The following is a 15,373-nucleotide window of genomic DNA, read 5'->3' as shown; positions in this document are numbered from 1 at the left end:
GGCGGATCTCCGCCTCCATCACTTCGATCGATAATTTCAGGAGGAACGATGCTCTTCGCACTTCTATGTACGGATAAATCGGGGGCGCTCCAATTGCGGCTCGACACCCGCCCCGACCACCTTGCCTATCTCGAGGATCTCAATGCCAGGGGCATTCTCAAGGTTGCCGGGCCATTCCTCGGCGAGGACGGCAAGCCGACGGGCAGTCTCGTGATCGTCAAGACCGAGACGATCGAAGAGGCAAAAGCGATCGCCGAAGCGGACCCCTACGCAAAGGCAGGGCTTTTCGCCAATGTCGAGGTCAAGGCCTACAACTGGGTCTTCAACAATCCGGAGGCTTGAGGCGGGTGGCGTACTGGCTCTACAAATCCGAACCGTTCAAGTGGTCCTGGCAGATGCAGAAGGATGCCGGCGAGGCGGGCACCGAATGGACCGGCGTGCGCAATTATCTCGCCCGCAACAACATGCGGGCGATGCAGCTCGGGGAAAAGGGCTTCTTCTACCATTCGAACGAGGGGCTCGAGATCGTCGGCATCACCGAGGTCTGCGCCCTTTCGCATCCGGATTCGACGGCGGAGGGCGATCCGCGCTGGGACTGCGTCGACATCCGCGCCGTCATGGACATGCCGCTCCCGGTTTCGCTCAAGGCGGTGAAGGCGAACCCGAAGCTCGCCAATATGGCGCTCGTCACCTCTATGCGGCTTTCCGTGCAGCCGGTGACCGAGGAGGAATGGATCGAGGTCTGCCGCATGGGCGGACTCGACGATCCGCCGAAGTAGTTTGTTTTTGCCGCGTGATTTGTCCGAAAACCAGTACCCACTTTTCGGGTTACGCTCTGAGAGTCCCTTATCTTGAAGACCGATCCCGAAAGCTTCATCCGCGCCAATACGGGCATTCTCTCGCCGCCGCATGTGCCGGAAATCCGGCTGCATCTCGCGAACGAAGCGCATGATCTGTGGCTGAAGACGGAGGAGGAACTGGAGGAGATCGGGCTGCCGCCGCCGTTCTGGGCCTTTGCCTGGGCGGGCGGGCAGGGGCTGGCGCGCTACGTCCTCGACCATCCGGAATGCGTGCGCGGACGCCGCGTCGTCGATTTCGCCGCCGGCTCCGGCCTTGTGGCGATTGCCGCGAAGATGGCCGGTGCGCAAGACGTCGTCGCGGTCGACATCGACCCCTGGGCGGGGACGGCGGTGCGGCTCAATGCGGAGTTGAACCGCGTCGCGGTCGACTTCCTCGGCAGGAACATCATCGGCCGGGAACGAGAAGCGGAGGTCTATCTCGCCGGTGACGTTTTCTACGACAAGGAATTTGCCAACCTTCTTCGACCGTGGTTCGGCGCACTGGCGCAAGCCGGTGCTGCCGTTCTCGTCGGCGATCCGGGTCGAAGCTATTGCCCGCGCGAGATGATGTCGGCGCTTGCGACCTATGAGGTGCCGGTGACCCGGGCGCTCGAGGACAGCGAAGTCAAACGGACGACGGTCTGGCGGTTCGCCGAGACCGGATGACAGAGTTCACGGCCGGACGACGCACACGCCCGATTCGAAGGAGCAGGCGCTGGCATTCGTTCCGGGCGTGACGACGATGATTTTCGCGCGCTTGCCCGGCGCCTGGGGATAAAAGCCGTTCTCGGCGATATAGCCATAGCTGCTCGCCCGGCTGAAATAGATGCCGTTGCCCTCGTCGCGATAGGCGGAGAGATTGCCGGCATAGGTTCCGATGCCCGGGATCACCGAAGGCACCTCATAGCTGTCATAGCTGTCATAGCCGACATGGCTGCCATAGGAGAGGGGCGCATAGCCGCCGATGACGATGACGCGAGGAAGCGCCTTGCGGTCTCGGCGTGAGAAACGGTGCCGACGGTCCTTCAGCCGGATGTGCCGGGTCTTGGTGTCGACGCTGAACAAATCCCGCGAGCCGATCGACGAAAAGCCGATGCTGGTCGTGACCGAGCGCTGGCGCCGTTTCCCGGCAAGGAAGCGATGACGATCATGCGGCTTGCGAAATGCGTGGTGCAGCGGGCGGTGCTTGAATTGGTTATGGCGTACCCGCGTCTGGACTTGCGCGAGGCCATCCCCCGCCGTCGCCGGCAGGCCGACCGGCATGGCAAGGCTTACCGCCAGTACTAGCACTTTGGTCGCATGAACCGCTCGCAGCAGAAACATCCTGCCCTCGCCTCCCGATCACCGTTAACGAAACGTTAACCGCATCCTGCGGCAATCGCGGGCAAATGTCACGGAAATGATTGGCTTTTTCGCCGCATCGTTAACGGCGGCGAATGTCTCGCCCGGACGTAAAAATGCCGCTTTTCGTCTAATCGATTTTATTTATTTTGCACTGCAAACATACTTGTCGTTAAGCAATATGGTGATTAAAGGTCCGGAGGACTGAATTGCGCACAATCGGGTGCGATACCGGATAAGCATGGATTTCGGGGGTTTATCCGGCCATTTCGTGAGGTTCCGATGACGGATGTCACAAGAAGCCGGCCGCTTTCGCCGCATCTTCAGATTTACAAACCGATTCCGACGATGGTCATGTCGATCATGCACCGCATCACGGGCGGTGCACTCTATTTCGGCACGATTCTGGTTGCCTGGTGGCTGATCGCCGCTGCCTCGGGTGCGGCCTATTACGACTGGGTCAGCTGGCTGTTCGGGACGCTGATCGGCAAGATCGTGCTCTTCGGCTACACCTGGGTGCTGATGCATCACATGCTGGGCGGCATCCGCCACTTCGCCTGGGACCTCGGCTACGGTTACGAGAAGCACTTCGCGACGAAGATGGCCAAGGCGACGCTCGCCGGTTCGGTGACGCTGACGCTTCTCATCTGGATCATCGGTTTTCTGGCGCGCTGAAAGGGCTTCACCATGAATATGCGCACGCCGCTCGGCAAGGTCCGCGGTCTCGGTTCGGCCAAGGAGGGCACGGATCACTTCTGGCGCCAGCGCCTGACCGCCGTCGCCAATGTTCCGCTGCTGATCTTCTTCGTGTTCTTCGTTGCCCGCTATGCCGGGGCCCCGCATGCGGATATCGTCGCGGCGCTTTCGAACCCGTTCGTCGCCGTGGTCATGGCTCTGGTGGTGACCTCCGCGCTCACCCACATGCGGATCGGCATGCAGGTCATCATCGAAGACTATGTTCACGCCGAGGGCGCCAAGATCGCACTCCTCATGCTCAACACGTTTTTTGCGATCGCGATCGGCGGCCTCTGTCTTTTCGCCATCCTGAAGATCGCTTTTGCAGGATAATTTCGTCATGGCATCGATCAGTTCAGCCGCTGCAAACGGCAAGGCCTATCAATATGTCGACCACGCCTTCGACGTCGTCGTCGTCGGCGCCGGCGGCGCGGGCCTGCGCGCGACCCTCGGCATGGCCGAGCAGGGCCTCAAGACCGCTTGCATTACCAAGGTCTTCCCGACGCGCTCGCATACGGTTGCGGCCCAAGGCGGTATCGCCGCCTCGCTGCGGAACATGACGCCGGACTGCTGGCAATGGCATCTCTACGACACGGTGAAGGGGTCGGACTGGCTCGGCGACGTCGACGCCATGCAATATCTCGCCATGGAAGCGCCGAAGGCGGTCTATGAGCTCGAGCATTATGGCGTGCCCTTCTCGCGCAACGAGGAAGGCAAGATCTACCAGCGGCCCTTCGGCGGCCACATGCAGAACTATGGCGAAGGCCCGCCCGTGCAGCGCACCTGTGCGGCGGCCGACCGCACCGGCCATGCGATCCTGCACACGCTCTACGGCCAGTCGCTCCGGAACAACGCCGAATTCTTCATCGAATATTTCGCGATCGACCTGATCATGGCCGACGACGGCCGCTGCACCGGCGTCGTCGCCTGGAACCTCGACGACGGCACGATCCACCGCTTCGCCGCGAAGATGGTCGTACTGGCGACCGGCGGCTACGGCCGCGCCTATTTCTCGGCGACATCGGCGCATACCTGCACCGGCGACGGCGGCGGCATGATCGCGCGTGCCGGCCTGCCGCTGCAGGACATGGAATTCGTCCAGTTCCATCCGACCGGCATCTATGGCGCGGGCTGTCTCATCACCGAAGGTGCGCGCGGCGAGGGCGGCTATCTCGTCAATGCCGAGGGCGAGCGCTTCATGGAGCGCTACGCCCCCTCGGCCAAGGATCTGGCTTCGCGCGACGTCGTGTCGCGCTGCATGACGATGGAGATCCGCGAGGGCCGCGGCGTCGGCAAGAACAAGGACCATATCTTCCTGCATCTCGACCACCTGGATCCCGCCGTGCTGCACGAGCGCCTGCCAGGCATCTCGGAATCGGCGAAGATCTTCGCCGGCGTCGACGTGACCCGCGAGCCGATCCCGGTGCTGCCGACCGTCCACTACAATATGGGCGGCATCCCGACCAATTACTGGGGCGAAGTGCTGAATGCCGACGCCCAGAACCCCGAGCGCCTCGCGCCGGGCCTGATGGCGGTCGGCGAAGCGGGCTGCGCCTCGGTGCACGGCGCCAACCGGCTCGGCTCAAACTCCCTGATCGATCTCGTCGTCTTCGGTCGCGCCGCGGCGATCCGCGCCGGGCAGATCATCGACCGCAATGAGTCGGTGCCGGAGGTCAATACGGCTGCCTGCGATCGCATCATGGATCGCTTCGATCGGCTGCGCTTCGCCAATGGCGGAACTCCGACGGCGGTGCTGCGTGACAAGATGCAGCGCGCCATGCAGGACGACGCGGCGGTGTTCCGCACGCAGGAATCGCTCGAATCCGGCTGCCGCCGCCTCTCCGCGATCTGGAAGGAACTCGCGGACGTCAAGGTCACTGATCGCTCCATGATCTGGAACTCCGATCTCGTCGAGACGCTGGAATTGGAAAACCTGATGGCCAACGCCATTACCACCATCTACGGCGCCGAGGCCCGCAAGGAGAGCCGCGGTTCGCATGCGCGTGAGGACTACTCGGAAGGGCCGCTCGGCGGACGCGACGACGTCAACTGGCGCAAGCACACGCTCGCCTGGGTGAATGAAGCCGGCGAGGTCCGGCTCGACTATCGCCCTGTCCACACCGAGCTCATTGCGGACGGCATCGATGCGAAGAAGATAGAGCCGAAGGCGCGCGTCTATTGATCTCGAGGATTAAGGCATATGGTTGAACTCGCTCTTCCCAAGAACTCGCAGATCACCGAAGGCCGGGTCTGGCCGAAACCGGTCGGCGCGATGAATTTCCGTGAATACCGGGTCTATCGCTGGAATCCGGACGACGGCAAGAACCCGCGCATTGATACCTATTATATCGATGTCGACGATTGCGGGCCGATGGTGCTCGACGGGCTGCTCTACATCAAGAACAACATCGACCCGACGCTGACCTTGCGTCGCTCCTGTCGCGAGGGCATTTGCGGTTCCTGCGCGATGAACATCGACGGCACCAATACGCTCGCCTGCACCAAGGGCATGGACGAGGTCAAGGGCGCGGTAAAGATCTATCCGTTGCCGCACATGCCGGTGGTCAAGGACCTCGTGCCGGATCTCACCAATTTCTACGCCCAGCACCGGTCGATCGAGCCCTGGCTGAAGACGGTTTCGCCGACGCCGGCCAAGGAATGGCGCCAGAGCCATGAGGATCGCGCCAAGCTCGACGGGCTCTACGAGTGCATTCTCTGCGCCTGCTGCTCGACATCCTGTCCGAGCTACTGGTGGAACGGCGACCGCTATCTCGGCCCGGCCGTCCTGCTGCAGGCCTATCGCTGGCTGATCGATTCCAGAGACGAGGCAACCGGCGAGCGGCTCGACAATCTCGAGGATCCGTTCCGGCTCTACCGCTGCCACACGATCATGAACTGTGCCCAGGCCTGTCCGAAGGGCCTGAACCCGGCCAAGGCGATCGGCGAGATCAAGAAGATGCTTGTCGAGCGGCGGTTCTGACGGTCGGCATCCGGTCCGGCGATTTGGGCGGCGGGCCACGAAGGTGGCTCGCCGTCTTCTTTATCACGGCTCTCACACCGACGTGTTGCTATGTGATTTGAAAGCCGCGGCCAGGCGGATAGGTATTACAGGGCGGCGCAAAGGTCGGTGTAATGCTTGAATCGGCGCATCGGAGCTTTCCGAAGTCGGGTTCGATTTTCGGCCGATGCGCCAGCGGAGGATGGAGATCGCCTATGCTGCGCCCGTTCATTGGCCTAGCCGCGCTTCTTCTGCTGATCATCCCGGCGCGATCGGCCGAGCCGCAATATGCGATCTTCGCGGGCGGCTGCTTCTGGTGCGTGGAATCCGATTTCGACGCCGTGCCGGGCGTTCTCGAGACGATCTCCGGCTATGCCGGCGGAAAGAGCCCGAATCCGACCTACAAGACCTATGAGCAGGGCGGTCACCGCGAGGTGGTCCGCATCAAGTTCGATCCCGCCCGGGTCTCCTATGCGGAACTCGTCAACATCCTGCTCCGCACGACGGACCCGACGGATGCCGGCGGGCAGTTCTGCGATCGCGGCTTTGCCTATACGACGGCGATCTATGCGCTCGACGACGCCCAGGCGATGGATGCGAGGGCGGAGAAGATCAAGGCCGAGGCCGAGTTGGGGCGGCCGATCGTCACGCCCGTAGAGGGGCCTGCCCGGTTCTGGCCGGCCGAGGAATATCATCAGGACTACGCCGCACGAAATCCGCTTCGCTACTGGTATTACCGGAGCAGCTGCCTCAGAAACAGAACGGTGGAGGCGCTGTGGGGCGAGCGCGCCTATGCCGGGGTCAGGCACTGATGCGCATCGCCGGTCCGGGCCCGACCGGGCCGCCAGGCAAGCGTTTCCCATGCGCAACAGCCGTTGCAGAAATGGCTTGCCTTGATTTGTCAGGTGGATTTGCTGTAATTCGGCCCTTATTATCGCATTGCATCATGATCTGCGAACAATAGCGGGGGTAAAGATATGCGGGTTTATCATGCGGCGGCAGGGCTTGTTATTGTGCTCGCGCTGGCCGGATGCCAGAGAACATCCTTTGGTGGCTTCGGTTCTCAGGAGATTTCCCGCGCTCCTGCTCCCCTGCAAGCGGCGCCGGTGCCATCGGTCTCCTCCAGTCAGCTGCCGGATCCGACGACCAGCACGTCGCAGTTCCCGGCCGCGCCGAGCGGTACGACGCCCGGCGGCTTGCCGGGCGGCACCGACGTTGCCGCCGCGGCCAGTGCTCTGGACGTCACGAAGGAGTCGATGGTCGGAAGCTGGCGTGTCTCGAGCGCCGGCAGCTCCTGCGACATGTTCCTGACGCTGACCAATCTCGGCAGCGGTTCTCGCGGCGGCACTCGCGGCTGCGCCGGTGAGCTGACGACCATGGGGTCGTGGGAAGTGGCCGGCAAGCAGGTCGTGCTCAAGGACCGGAACGGCAATGCGATCGCGCGCCTCTACAAGACCGCGGACGCACGCTTCGACGGGTCGACCAATAGCGGCCAGCCGGTCAGCCTCAGCCGCTAAAGCGCATCGCGTATATGCGTATTCTTGCAACGCGCTCTAGTTCCTTGTTTTCATGCATGCCGTTGCCCCAAAACCGCTGCGCCCTTTTGGGCGACATGCATTACAGCGCCGCGCGTCTTATCAGACGCGTAAAGGTCGCTGTAGCATTTTGAATTGCAGCATGTCTTTGCCCTTTAATCGAGGTCGATTAAAGGAGACATGCAGTAGCGCATTGGCCCAACAGTCGGGCCCGATTTTCGGGCGGATGCACCGTGCTCAATCCTGACGACAGTATTCTTCACAAGCTCGAAACGCTCGTTGCAAGGGGCGAGCGTGAACATGATGCGGCTCAGGCCGCCATCGCGAGGCGGCTCGATCATCTCACGGCGGAGCTGCTTGCGAGCCGCCCGTCGCGCAAGGCCAATGCGCTCGGCTGGCTCTTCGCCGCGCGCAAGAGACACCAGACACCGGTCAAGGGGCTCTACATCCACGGAGGGGTGGGGCGCGGCAAGACCATGCTGATGGACATGTTCTTCGACGCGGTTCCGATCGAGCGCAAACGCCGTGCCCATTTCCATGAATTCATGGCCGACGTGCATGAACGCATCTTCAGGCACCGGCAGAAGCTCAAGAATGGCGAGACGAAGCAGGCCGATCCGATTCCGCCGGTCGCCTCGGAACTGTTCGGAGAGGCGCGACTTCTCTGCTTCGACGAGTTCTCTGTAACCGACATTGCCGATGCGATGATCCTGGCGCGCCTCTTCGGCGAGCTCTTCGCCAAGGGCTGCGTCCTTGTCGCCACCTCCAATGTGGAGCCGTCGGAGCTCTATCGCGACGGGCTCAACCGCGGCCTCTTTCTGCCTTTTATCGATCTCCTGAAGGCGAATACCGAGATCAAGTCGCTCGACACCGAGACGGACTACCGCCTCGGCAAAACGGATGGCCAGCCGGTCTGGCTGTCGCCGCTCGGGCCGGAAACGGAAGCCGCGATGGACCGCGCCTGGTACGTGGAAACGGGCGGCGCGCCGGCCGTCCCCGCCGAGATCGGCCGCAAGGGCCGCAAGATCCATGTGCCGGCAGCCGCCGGCGACAGCGCCCGCTTCACCTTTTCCGACCTCTGCGCCCAGCCGCTCGGCGCAGCCGATTACCTTGCGCTCCTGTCGCGATACCGGACGATTTTCCTCGACCACGTGCCGCATCTCGGGCCGCAGGCGCGCAACGAGACGAAGCGATTCATCATTCTCGTCGATGCCTTATACGACCAGGGCGCCCGTCTCTTTGCCTCGGCCGTCGCCGAACCGCAGCACCTTCTGACCTCGAAAAAGGGCACGGAAGGCTTCGAGTTCGACCGCACCGTCTCGCGGCTCATCGAGATGCAGAGCGCCGAATATGCCGCCCAACACCCTGCAAAATTGACCGTTTTATGACGGAACAGCAGTGAGAACTCTTACGTTTACGTAAGAATTTTCACGTTTAACCGATTGAATTTGCTTCACCAAAAATAAGCGATTGATATTTTAACCTTTGCCGGTTAAGGGCTTTCCCGAAGGTTTGGCGTTTGCCGCGTTTCAGGCCTCGATCATGGATCACAAAGGAAGCACTTTCATGTCGCGCAACAAGATCGCACTTATTGGTTCAGGGATGATTGGTGGCACGCTGGCGCATCTCGCCGGCCTCAAGGAACTGGGCGATATCGTCCTCTTCGATATTGCCGACGGCATCCCCCAGGGTAAGGGCCTCGACATCGCCCAGTCTTCGCCGGTCGAAGGTTTCGACGCATCGCTGACGGGTGCGAGCGACTATGCGGCAATCGAAGGCGCCGATGTCTGCATCGTCACCGCCGGCGTACCGCGCAAGCCCGGCATGAGCCGCGACGATCTGCTCGGCATCAACCTGAAGGTCATGGAGCAGGTCGGCGCCGGCATCAAGAAATATGCTCCGAACGCCTTCGTCATCTGCATCACCAATCCGCTCGACGCCATGGTCTGGGCGCTGCAGAAGTTCTCAGGCCTGCCGAAGAACAAGGTCGTCGGCATGGCCGGCGTCCTCGACTCGTCCCGCTTCCGCCTTTTCCTCGCCGAGGAATTCAAGGTTTCGGTCAAGGACATCACCGCCTTCGTGCTTGGTGGCCATGGCGACACGATGGTGCCGCTCGCCCGCTATTCCACCGTTGCCGGCATCCCGCTGCCGGATCTCGTGCAGATGGGCTGGACCACCAAGGAAAAGCTCGACCAGATCATCCAGCGCACCCGTGACGGCGGCGCGGAAATCGTCGGCCTCCTGAAGACCGGCTCGGCCTATTACGCGCCGGCGGCTTCGGCGATCGAGATGGCCGAGGCCTATCTCAAGGACAAGAAGCGCGTGCTGCCCTGTGCGGCTTATCTCTCCGGCCAGTATGGCGTCAACGACATGTATGTCGGCGTGCCGACGGTGATCGGCGCCGGCGGCGTGGAGCGCATCATCGAGATCGACCTCAACAAGGGCGAGAAGGAAGCCTTCGACAAGTCGGTAGCGGCCGTCGCCGGCCTTTGCGAGGCCTGCATCAACATTGCACCCAGCCTGAACTAACCGCCGTCCGGCCAATCAGACAGGAAAGAACCCATGAACATTCATGAATACCAGGCCAAGGCCCTGTTGAAGGGCTATGGCGCGCCGGTCGCGGAAGGTGTCGCGATCTTCACCGCCGACGAGGCGCAAGCGGCCGCAAGCAAGCTGCCGGGACCGCTCTATGTCGTGAAAAGCCAGATCCATGCCGGCGGCCGCGGCAAGGGCAAGTTCAAGGAACTGGGGCCCGATGCGAAGGGCGGCGTGCGGCTGGCGAAATCGGTGGAAGAGGTCGTCGCCAACGCCAAGGAAATGCTCGGCAACACGCTGGTGACGAAGCAGACCGGTCCCGCCGGCAAGCAGGTCAACCGCCTCTATATCGAAGACGGCGCCGACATCGAACGCGAGCTCTATCTCTCTATCCTCGTCGACCGCTCCGTCGGCCGCGTTGCCTTCGTCGTCTCGACAGAAGGCGGCATGGACATCGAGGCGGTTGCCGAGCACACGCCCGAGAAGATCGTCACCGTTGCGATCGATCCCAATGCGGGCGTCACGGCCGAGAACCTGAAGACGCTCACCGACGCGCTGGAACTTGAGGGTGAAGCCCGCGCCGACGGCGAAAAGCTCTTTCCGATCCTCTACAAGGCCTTCGTCGAGAAGGACATGAGCCTGCTCGAGGTCAATCCGCTGATCGTCATGAAGAATGGCCGTCTGCGCGTGCTCGACGCCAAGGTCTCCTTCGATGGCAATGCGCTCTTCCGGCACGAAGATATTGTCGCGCTGCGCGACACGACGGAAGAGGACGGGAAGGAAATCGAAGCCTCGAAGCACGACCTCGCCTATGTGGCGCTCGACGGCAATATCGGCTGCATGGTCAACGGCGCCGGCCTCGCCATGGCGACGATGGACATTATCAAGCTCTACGGCGCGGAGCCGGCGAACTTCCTCGACGTCGGCGGCGGCGCTTCCAAGGAAAAGGTCACGCACGCCTTCAAGATCATCACGGCCGATCCGGCGGTGAAGGGCATCCTGGTCAACATCTTCGGCGGCATCATGAAATGCGACGTCATCGCCGAGGGCGTGCTTGCCGCGGTCAAGGAAGTCGGCCTCAAGGTGCCGCTCGTCGTACGCCTCGAAGGCACCAATGTCGAACTCGGCAAGAAGATCATCAACGAATCGGGCCTGAACGTCATCTCCGCCGATGACCTGGACGATGCCGCCCAGAAGATCGTTGCAGCCGTCAAGGGAGCCTGAGGTTTCATGTCCATCCTGATCAATAAAGACACCAAGGTTCTCGTTCAGGGCCTGACCGGCAAGACCGGCACATTTCATACCGAGCAGGCGCTCGCCTATCACGGCACCAAGATGGTCGGCGGCATTCATCCGAAAAAAGGCGGCGAGACCTGGACCGGCTCCAAGGGCGAACAGCTACCCATCTTCGCGACCGTCGCCGAGGGCCGCGAGGTCACCGGTGCCAACGCCTCGGTGATCTATGTCCCGCCGGCCGGTGCCGCTGCGGCGATCATCGAGGCGATCGAAGCGGAAATCCCGCTGATCGTCTGCATCACCGAAGGCATTCCGGTCGCCGACATGGTCAAGGTCAAGGCGCGGCTCGAAAAGTCGTCCTCGCGGCTCATCGGCCCGAACTGCCCCGGCGTCCTGACTCCCGACGAGTGCAAGATCGGCATCATGCCCGGCAACATCTTCCGCAAGGGTTCGGTCGGCGTGCTGTCGCGTTCCGGCACGCTCACCTACGAGGCGGTGTTCCAGACGACCAATGAGGGTCTCGGCCAGACGACGGCGGTCGGCATCGGTGGCGACCCGGTCAAGGGCACCGAGTTCATCGACGTGCTCGAGATGTTCCTCGCCGACGACGAGACGAAGTCGATCATCATGATCGGCGAAATCGGCGGCTCGGCGGAAGAGGATGCGGCGCAGTTCCTGAAAGACGAGGCCAAGCGCGGACGCAAGAAGCCGATGGTCGGCTTCATCGCCGGCCGCACCGCACCTCCCGGTCGCACCATGGGCCATGCCGGCGCCGTCATCTCCGGCGGCAAGGGCGGGGCGGAAGACAAGATCGCGGCGATGGAAGCGGCCGGCATCCGCGTTTCGCCGTCGCCCGCTCGCCTCGGCAAGACGCTTGTCGAGGTCCTGAAGGGCTAAACGATACGATCGACGGGGCGGCGCTGAAGTCGCCCCGTCGGGCCATGAACGACGCAAAGAAGGCATCGGAGCGGGATGCGGCAAGGGCACCGAGCGGGCGTCCGGCACTCCGCTCCGGCCGACACAGGCCGGAATCGGGACTGTCTCCCGATCATTCGATCACCCGATCCCGGCATCAGGCATGTATGAACGGCCGGGACCACCCGGCATCCCAATCTTCAAGTCAGGAGGCGGATGGAAGTCCGCGAGAAACCATGACAAGGCAAGAGGCCAACGAGCAATTCCAGCTCACTTCGTTTCTAGACGGCGCCAATGCCGCCTATATCGAGCAGCTCTACGCGCGCTATGAAGCGGATCCGTCGTCCGTTTCCGCCGAATGGCAGGCCTTCTTCAAGACGCTTGCCGACCGGCCCGAAGATGTGGTGAAGGCGGCCAAGGGCGCCTCCTGGAAGAAGAGCAACTGGCCGATCGCCGCCAATGGCGAACTCGTCTCGGCGCTCGACGGCGACTGGGGCACGGTCGAGAAGGTCGTCGAGAAGAAGGTCAAGGCGAAGGCCGAGGAGGCCGCCGCCGCCGGCGTTCCGGTGAGCGAGGCCGAGGTTCATCAGTCGACCCGCGATTCCGTCCGCGCCATCATGATGATCCGCGCCTACCGCATGCGCGGCCACCTGCATGCCAAGCTCGACCCGCTCGGCCTTGCCGACCCGGTCGAGGATTACGAAGAGCTCTCGCCGAAGACTTACGGCTTCGAGGAGAAGGACTACGACCGCAAGATCTTCATCGACAACGTGCTCGGCCTCGAATACGCGACCGTGCGCGAGATGGTCGAAATTCTCGAGCGCACCTATTGCTCGACGATGGGTGTCGAGTTCATGCACATGTCCAACCCGGAAGAGAAGGGCTGGATCCAGGAGCGGATCGAGGGGCCGGACAAGGGGGTCGAATTCACCCCCGAGGGCAAGCGGGCCATCCTGCAGAAGCTCATCGAGTCGGAAGGTTTCGAGCAGTTCATCGATGTCAAATACAAGGGCACGAAGCGCTTCGGCCTCGACGGCGGCGAATCGCTGATTCCGGCGCTGGAGCAGATCATCAAGCGTGGCGGCCAGCTCGGCCTCAAGGAAATCGTTCTCGGCATGGCGCATCGCGGCCGACTCAACGTTCTTTCCCAGGTCATGGCCAAGCCGCACCGCGCCATCTTCCACGAGTTCAAGGGCGGCTCCTATGCGCCCGACGAGGTGGAGGGCTCGGGCGACGTGAAATACCATCTCGGTGCCTCGTCCGACCGCGAGTTCGACGGCAACAAGGTGCACCTGTCGCTGACGGCGAACCCGTCGCATCTGGAAATCGTCAACCCGGTCGTCATGGGCAAGGCGCGCGCCAAGCAGGACCAGATCGCCGCCGTCTTCGAAGGCGACATCATTCCGCTGCGCGAGCGCGTCAAGGTGATGCCCATGCTGCTGCACGGCGATGCCGCCTTCGCCGGTCAGGGCGTCGTCGCCGAAATCCTCGGGCTTTCGGGTCTGCGCGGTCATCGCGTCGCCGGCACCGTGCATTTCATCATCAACAACCAGATCGGCTTCACCACCAATCCGGCCTTCTCGCGCTCGTCGCCCTATCCGTCGGATGTCGCAAAGATGATCGAGGCGCCGATCTTCCACGTGAACGGCGACGATCCGGAAGCGGTGGTCTATGCGGCGAAGATCGCGACCGAGTTCCGGATGAAGTTCCACAAGCCGGTCGTCATCGACATGTTCTGCTATCGCCGCTTCGGTCACAACGAAGGAGACGAGCCGGCGTTCACCCAGCCGAAAATGTATCGTGCGATCCGCGCCCACAAGACGGTGGTGCAGCTCTATTCGGAACGCCTGATCGCCGAAGGCCTGATGACCGAAGGCGAAGTGGAAAAGATGAAGGCGGATTGGCGCGCTCAACTCGAGCAGGAGTTCGAGATCGGCCAGTCCTACAAGCCGAACAAGGCCGATTGGCTCGACGGCGTCTGGTCGGGCCTGCGCACCGCCGACAACCAGGATGAGCAGCGCCGCGGCCGGACTTCGGTGCCGATGAAGCAGTTGAAGGAGGTCGGCCGCAAGATCTCCGAGATTCCAGCTGGCTTCAACGCGCACCGCACCATCCAGCGCTTCATGGAAAACCGCGCCAACATGATCCAGACCGGCGAGGGCATCGACTGGGCCATGGGCGAGGCGCTGGCCTTCGGCACGCTGGTGACCGAGGGCACGAAGATCCGCCTTTCGGGCCAGGACTGCGAGCGCGGCACCTTCTCGCAGCGCCATTCGGTGCTCTACGACCAGCAGACCGAAGAACGCTACATCCCGCTTGCCAACCTGTCGCCGACGCAGGCGCGCTATGAGGTCATCAACTCGATGCTCTCGGAAGAGGCGGTGCTCGGCTTCGAATACGGCTATTCGCTCGCCCGCCCGAACGCGCTGACGCTCTGGGAAGCCCAGTTCGGCGACTTCGCCAACGGCGCGCAGGTGGTCTTCGACCAGTTCATCTCGTCGGGCGAGCGCAAGTGGCTGCGCATGTCGGGCCTCGTCTGCCTGCTGCCGCACGGCTATGAAGGCCAGGGACCGGAGCACTCCTCGGCTCGCCTCGAGCGCTTCCTGCAGCTTTGCGCGGAAGACAACATGCAGGTCGCCAATGTGACGACGCCGGCGAACTATTTCCATATCCTGCGCCGCCAGGTGAAGCGCGACTTCCGCAAGCCGCTGATCCTGATGACGCCGAAATCGTTGCTGCGCCACAAGCGCGCCGTTTCCAGCCTCTCGGAAATGGCCGGCGAAAGCTCCTTCCACCGCCTGCTCTGGGACGATGCGGAGGTTAACAAGAACGGCCCGATCAAGCTGCAGAAGGACTCGAAGATCCGCCGCGTCGTGATGTGCTCGGGCAAGGTCTATTACGACCTCCTGGAAGAGCGCGAGAAGCGCGGCATCGACGACGTCTATCTGCTCCGCGTCGAGCAGCTCTATCCGTTCCCGGCCAAGGCGCTCATCAACGAGCTCAGCCGCTTCCGCCATGCGGAGATGGTCTGGTGCCAGGAAGAGCCGAAGAACATGGGCGCCTGGTCGTTCATCGACCCCTATCTCGAATGGGTGCTCGCCCATATCGACGCCAAGTACCAGCGGGTGCGCTACACCGGCCGTCCGGCCGCGGCATCGCCTGCCACGGGCCTGATGTCCAAGCACCTGGCGCAGCTTGCCGCCTTCCTCGAGGACGCGCTGGGGGGGTGATTACGCCCT

General features: G+C 62.6%; 15 protein-coding genes. 14 read left to right on the top strand and 1 reads right to left on the bottom strand.

Going from position 1 to position 15,373, the window contains the following annotated elements; all coding sequences use genetic code 11:
- Positions 1 to 48 precede the first annotated feature (48 nt).
- The 3 genes from AC4P1R_RS14350 to AC4P1R_RS14340 all read left to right on the top strand — a co-directional run bounded on the left by AC4P1R_RS14350 (position 49) and on the right by AC4P1R_RS14340 (position 1,505).
- Positions 49 to 342 carry a YciI-like protein gene (locus AC4P1R_RS14350; RefSeq protein ID WP_069458714.1) on the top strand — a complete coding sequence of 98 codons (294 nt, stop codon included), beginning with the start codon at positions 49 to 51 and terminating at the stop codon, positions 340 to 342.
- A 5-nt stretch (positions 343 to 347) separates the two neighbouring features.
- A complete protein-coding gene (locus AC4P1R_RS14345; protein WP_069458713.1) occupies positions 348 to 779 on the top strand; it encodes an EVE domain-containing protein in 432 nt (143 codons plus the stop codon).
- Between the two features lie 72 nt (positions 780 to 851).
- Positions 852 to 1,505, top strand: a complete 654-nt coding sequence (locus AC4P1R_RS14340) for a class I SAM-dependent methyltransferase (protein WP_069458712.1) — start codon at positions 852 to 854, stop codon at positions 1,503 to 1,505.
- A 6-nt stretch (positions 1,506 to 1,511) separates the two neighbouring features.
- Here the strand turns inward: AC4P1R_RS14340 and AC4P1R_RS14335 are convergent, their stop codons facing one another.
- Positions 1,512 to 2,162 carry a hypothetical protein gene (locus AC4P1R_RS14335; protein ID WP_069458711.1) on the bottom strand — a complete coding sequence of 217 codons (651 nt, stop codon included), beginning with the start codon at positions 2,160 to 2,162 and terminating at the stop codon, positions 1,512 to 1,514.
- Between the two features lie 300 nt (positions 2,163 to 2,462).
- Here AC4P1R_RS14335 and sdhC point away from each other — a divergent pair, with 300 nt between their 5' ends.
- From sdhC to AC4P1R_RS14280, 11 genes are all read left to right on the top strand, one after another.
- Positions 2,463 to 2,855, top strand: coding sequence for a succinate dehydrogenase, cytochrome b556 subunit (gene sdhC, locus AC4P1R_RS14330; protein WP_069458710.1), 393 nt, complete (start codon positions 2,463 to 2,465; stop codon positions 2,853 to 2,855).
- Positions 2,856 to 2,867: 12 nt separating this feature from the next.
- Positions 2,868 to 3,248, top strand: coding sequence for a succinate dehydrogenase, hydrophobic membrane anchor protein (sdhD, locus tag AC4P1R_RS14325; RefSeq protein ID WP_069458709.1), 381 nt, complete (start codon positions 2,868 to 2,870; stop codon positions 3,246 to 3,248).
- Positions 3,249 to 3,255: 7 nt separating this feature from the next.
- Positions 3,256 to 5,097: a succinate dehydrogenase flavoprotein subunit gene (gene sdhA / locus AC4P1R_RS14320; protein ID WP_069458708.1), complete on the top strand. Its 1,842-nt coding sequence runs from the start codon at positions 3,256 to 3,258 to the stop codon at positions 5,095 to 5,097.
- Between the two features lie 18 nt (positions 5,098 to 5,115).
- Positions 5,116 to 5,895 carry a succinate dehydrogenase iron-sulfur subunit gene (locus tag AC4P1R_RS14315; protein ID WP_069458707.1) on the top strand — a complete coding sequence of 260 codons (780 nt, stop codon included), beginning with the start codon at positions 5,116 to 5,118 and terminating at the stop codon, positions 5,893 to 5,895.
- Positions 5,896 to 6,128: 233 nt separating this feature from the next.
- Positions 6,129 to 6,725 (top strand): peptide-methionine (S)-S-oxide reductase MsrA, encoded by a 597-nt coding sequence (msrA, locus tag AC4P1R_RS14310; protein WP_069458706.1) that lies wholly within the window; start codon positions 6,129 to 6,131, stop codon positions 6,723 to 6,725.
- 165 nt (positions 6,726 to 6,890) lie between these two features.
- Positions 6,891 to 7,430: a protease inhibitor Inh/omp19 family protein gene (locus AC4P1R_RS14305; RefSeq protein ID WP_069458705.1), complete on the top strand. Its 540-nt coding sequence runs from the start codon at positions 6,891 to 6,893 to the stop codon at positions 7,428 to 7,430.
- A 251-nt stretch (positions 7,431 to 7,681) separates the two neighbouring features.
- The gene (zapE, locus tag AC4P1R_RS14300; protein ID WP_069458704.1) at positions 7,682 to 8,836 is read left to right on the top strand and encodes a cell division protein ZapE; all 1,155 of its coding nucleotides are present in this window, start codon (positions 7,682 to 7,684) and stop codon (positions 8,834 to 8,836) included.
- Between the two features lie 178 nt (positions 8,837 to 9,014).
- Positions 9,015 to 9,977 (top strand): malate dehydrogenase, encoded by a 963-nt coding sequence (gene mdh, locus AC4P1R_RS14295; protein WP_069458703.1) that lies wholly within the window; start codon positions 9,015 to 9,017, stop codon positions 9,975 to 9,977.
- A 33-nt stretch (positions 9,978 to 10,010) separates the two neighbouring features.
- Complete coding sequence (gene sucC / locus AC4P1R_RS14290) at positions 10,011 to 11,207, top strand: ADP-forming succinate--CoA ligase subunit beta (protein ID WP_069458702.1); 1,197 nt, start codon at positions 10,011 to 10,013, stop codon at positions 11,205 to 11,207.
- Positions 11,208 to 11,213: 6 nt separating this feature from the next.
- Complete coding sequence (sucD, locus tag AC4P1R_RS14285; RefSeq protein ID WP_069458701.1) at positions 11,214 to 12,116, top strand: succinate--CoA ligase subunit alpha; 903 nt, start codon at positions 11,214 to 11,216, stop codon at positions 12,114 to 12,116.
- A 254-nt stretch (positions 12,117 to 12,370) separates the two neighbouring features.
- A complete protein-coding gene (locus AC4P1R_RS14280) occupies positions 12,371 to 15,364 on the top strand; it encodes a 2-oxoglutarate dehydrogenase E1 component (protein WP_069458700.1) in 2,994 nt (997 codons plus the stop codon).
- The last annotated feature ends 9 nt before the right edge of the window (positions 15,365 to 15,373 follow it).

The sequence above is a fragment of the Sinorhizobium sp. Y406 genome (assembly GCF_058732025.1).
Note: the sequence above shows the minus strand (reverse complement) of the source record. Positions and strands in the feature narration are given on the sequence as shown.

Bases quoted from the DNA above. Each gene is read 5' to 3' on its own strand.
- AC4P1R_RS14350 (WP_069458714.1), top strand. From the start codon at position 49: ATGCTCTTCGCACTTCTATGTACGGATAAATCGGGGGCGCTCCAATTG.
- AC4P1R_RS14280 (WP_069458700.1), top strand. From the start codon at position 12,371: ATGACAAGGCAAGAGGCCAACGAGCAATTCCAGCTCACTTCGTTTCTA.
- sdhD (WP_069458709.1), top strand. From the start codon at position 2,868: ATGAATATGCGCACGCCGCTCGGCAAGGTCCGCGGTCTCGGTTCGGCC.
- AC4P1R_RS14315 (WP_069458707.1), top strand. From the start codon at position 5,116: ATGGTTGAACTCGCTCTTCCCAAGAACTCGCAGATCACCGAAGGCCGG.
- mdh (WP_069458703.1), top strand. From the start codon at position 9,015: ATGTCGCGCAACAAGATCGCACTTATTGGTTCAGGGATGATTGGTGGC.
- sucD (WP_069458701.1), top strand. From the start codon at position 11,214: ATGTCCATCCTGATCAATAAAGACACCAAGGTTCTCGTTCAGGGCCTG.
- sucC (WP_069458702.1), top strand. From the start codon at position 10,011: ATGAACATTCATGAATACCAGGCCAAGGCCCTGTTGAAGGGCTATGGC.
- AC4P1R_RS14335 (WP_069458711.1), bottom strand. From the start codon at position 2,162: ATGTTTCTGCTGCGAGCGGTTCATGCGACCAAAGTGCTAGTACTGGCG.
- AC4P1R_RS14305 (WP_069458705.1), top strand. From the start codon at position 6,891: ATGCGGGTTTATCATGCGGCGGCAGGGCTTGTTATTGTGCTCGCGCTG.
- sdhC (WP_069458710.1), top strand. From the start codon at position 2,463: ATGACGGATGTCACAAGAAGCCGGCCGCTTTCGCCGCATCTTCAGATT.
- sdhA (WP_069458708.1), top strand. From the start codon at position 3,256: ATGGCATCGATCAGTTCAGCCGCTGCAAACGGCAAGGCCTATCAATAT.
- msrA (WP_069458706.1), top strand. From the start codon at position 6,129: ATGCTGCGCCCGTTCATTGGCCTAGCCGCGCTTCTTCTGCTGATCATC.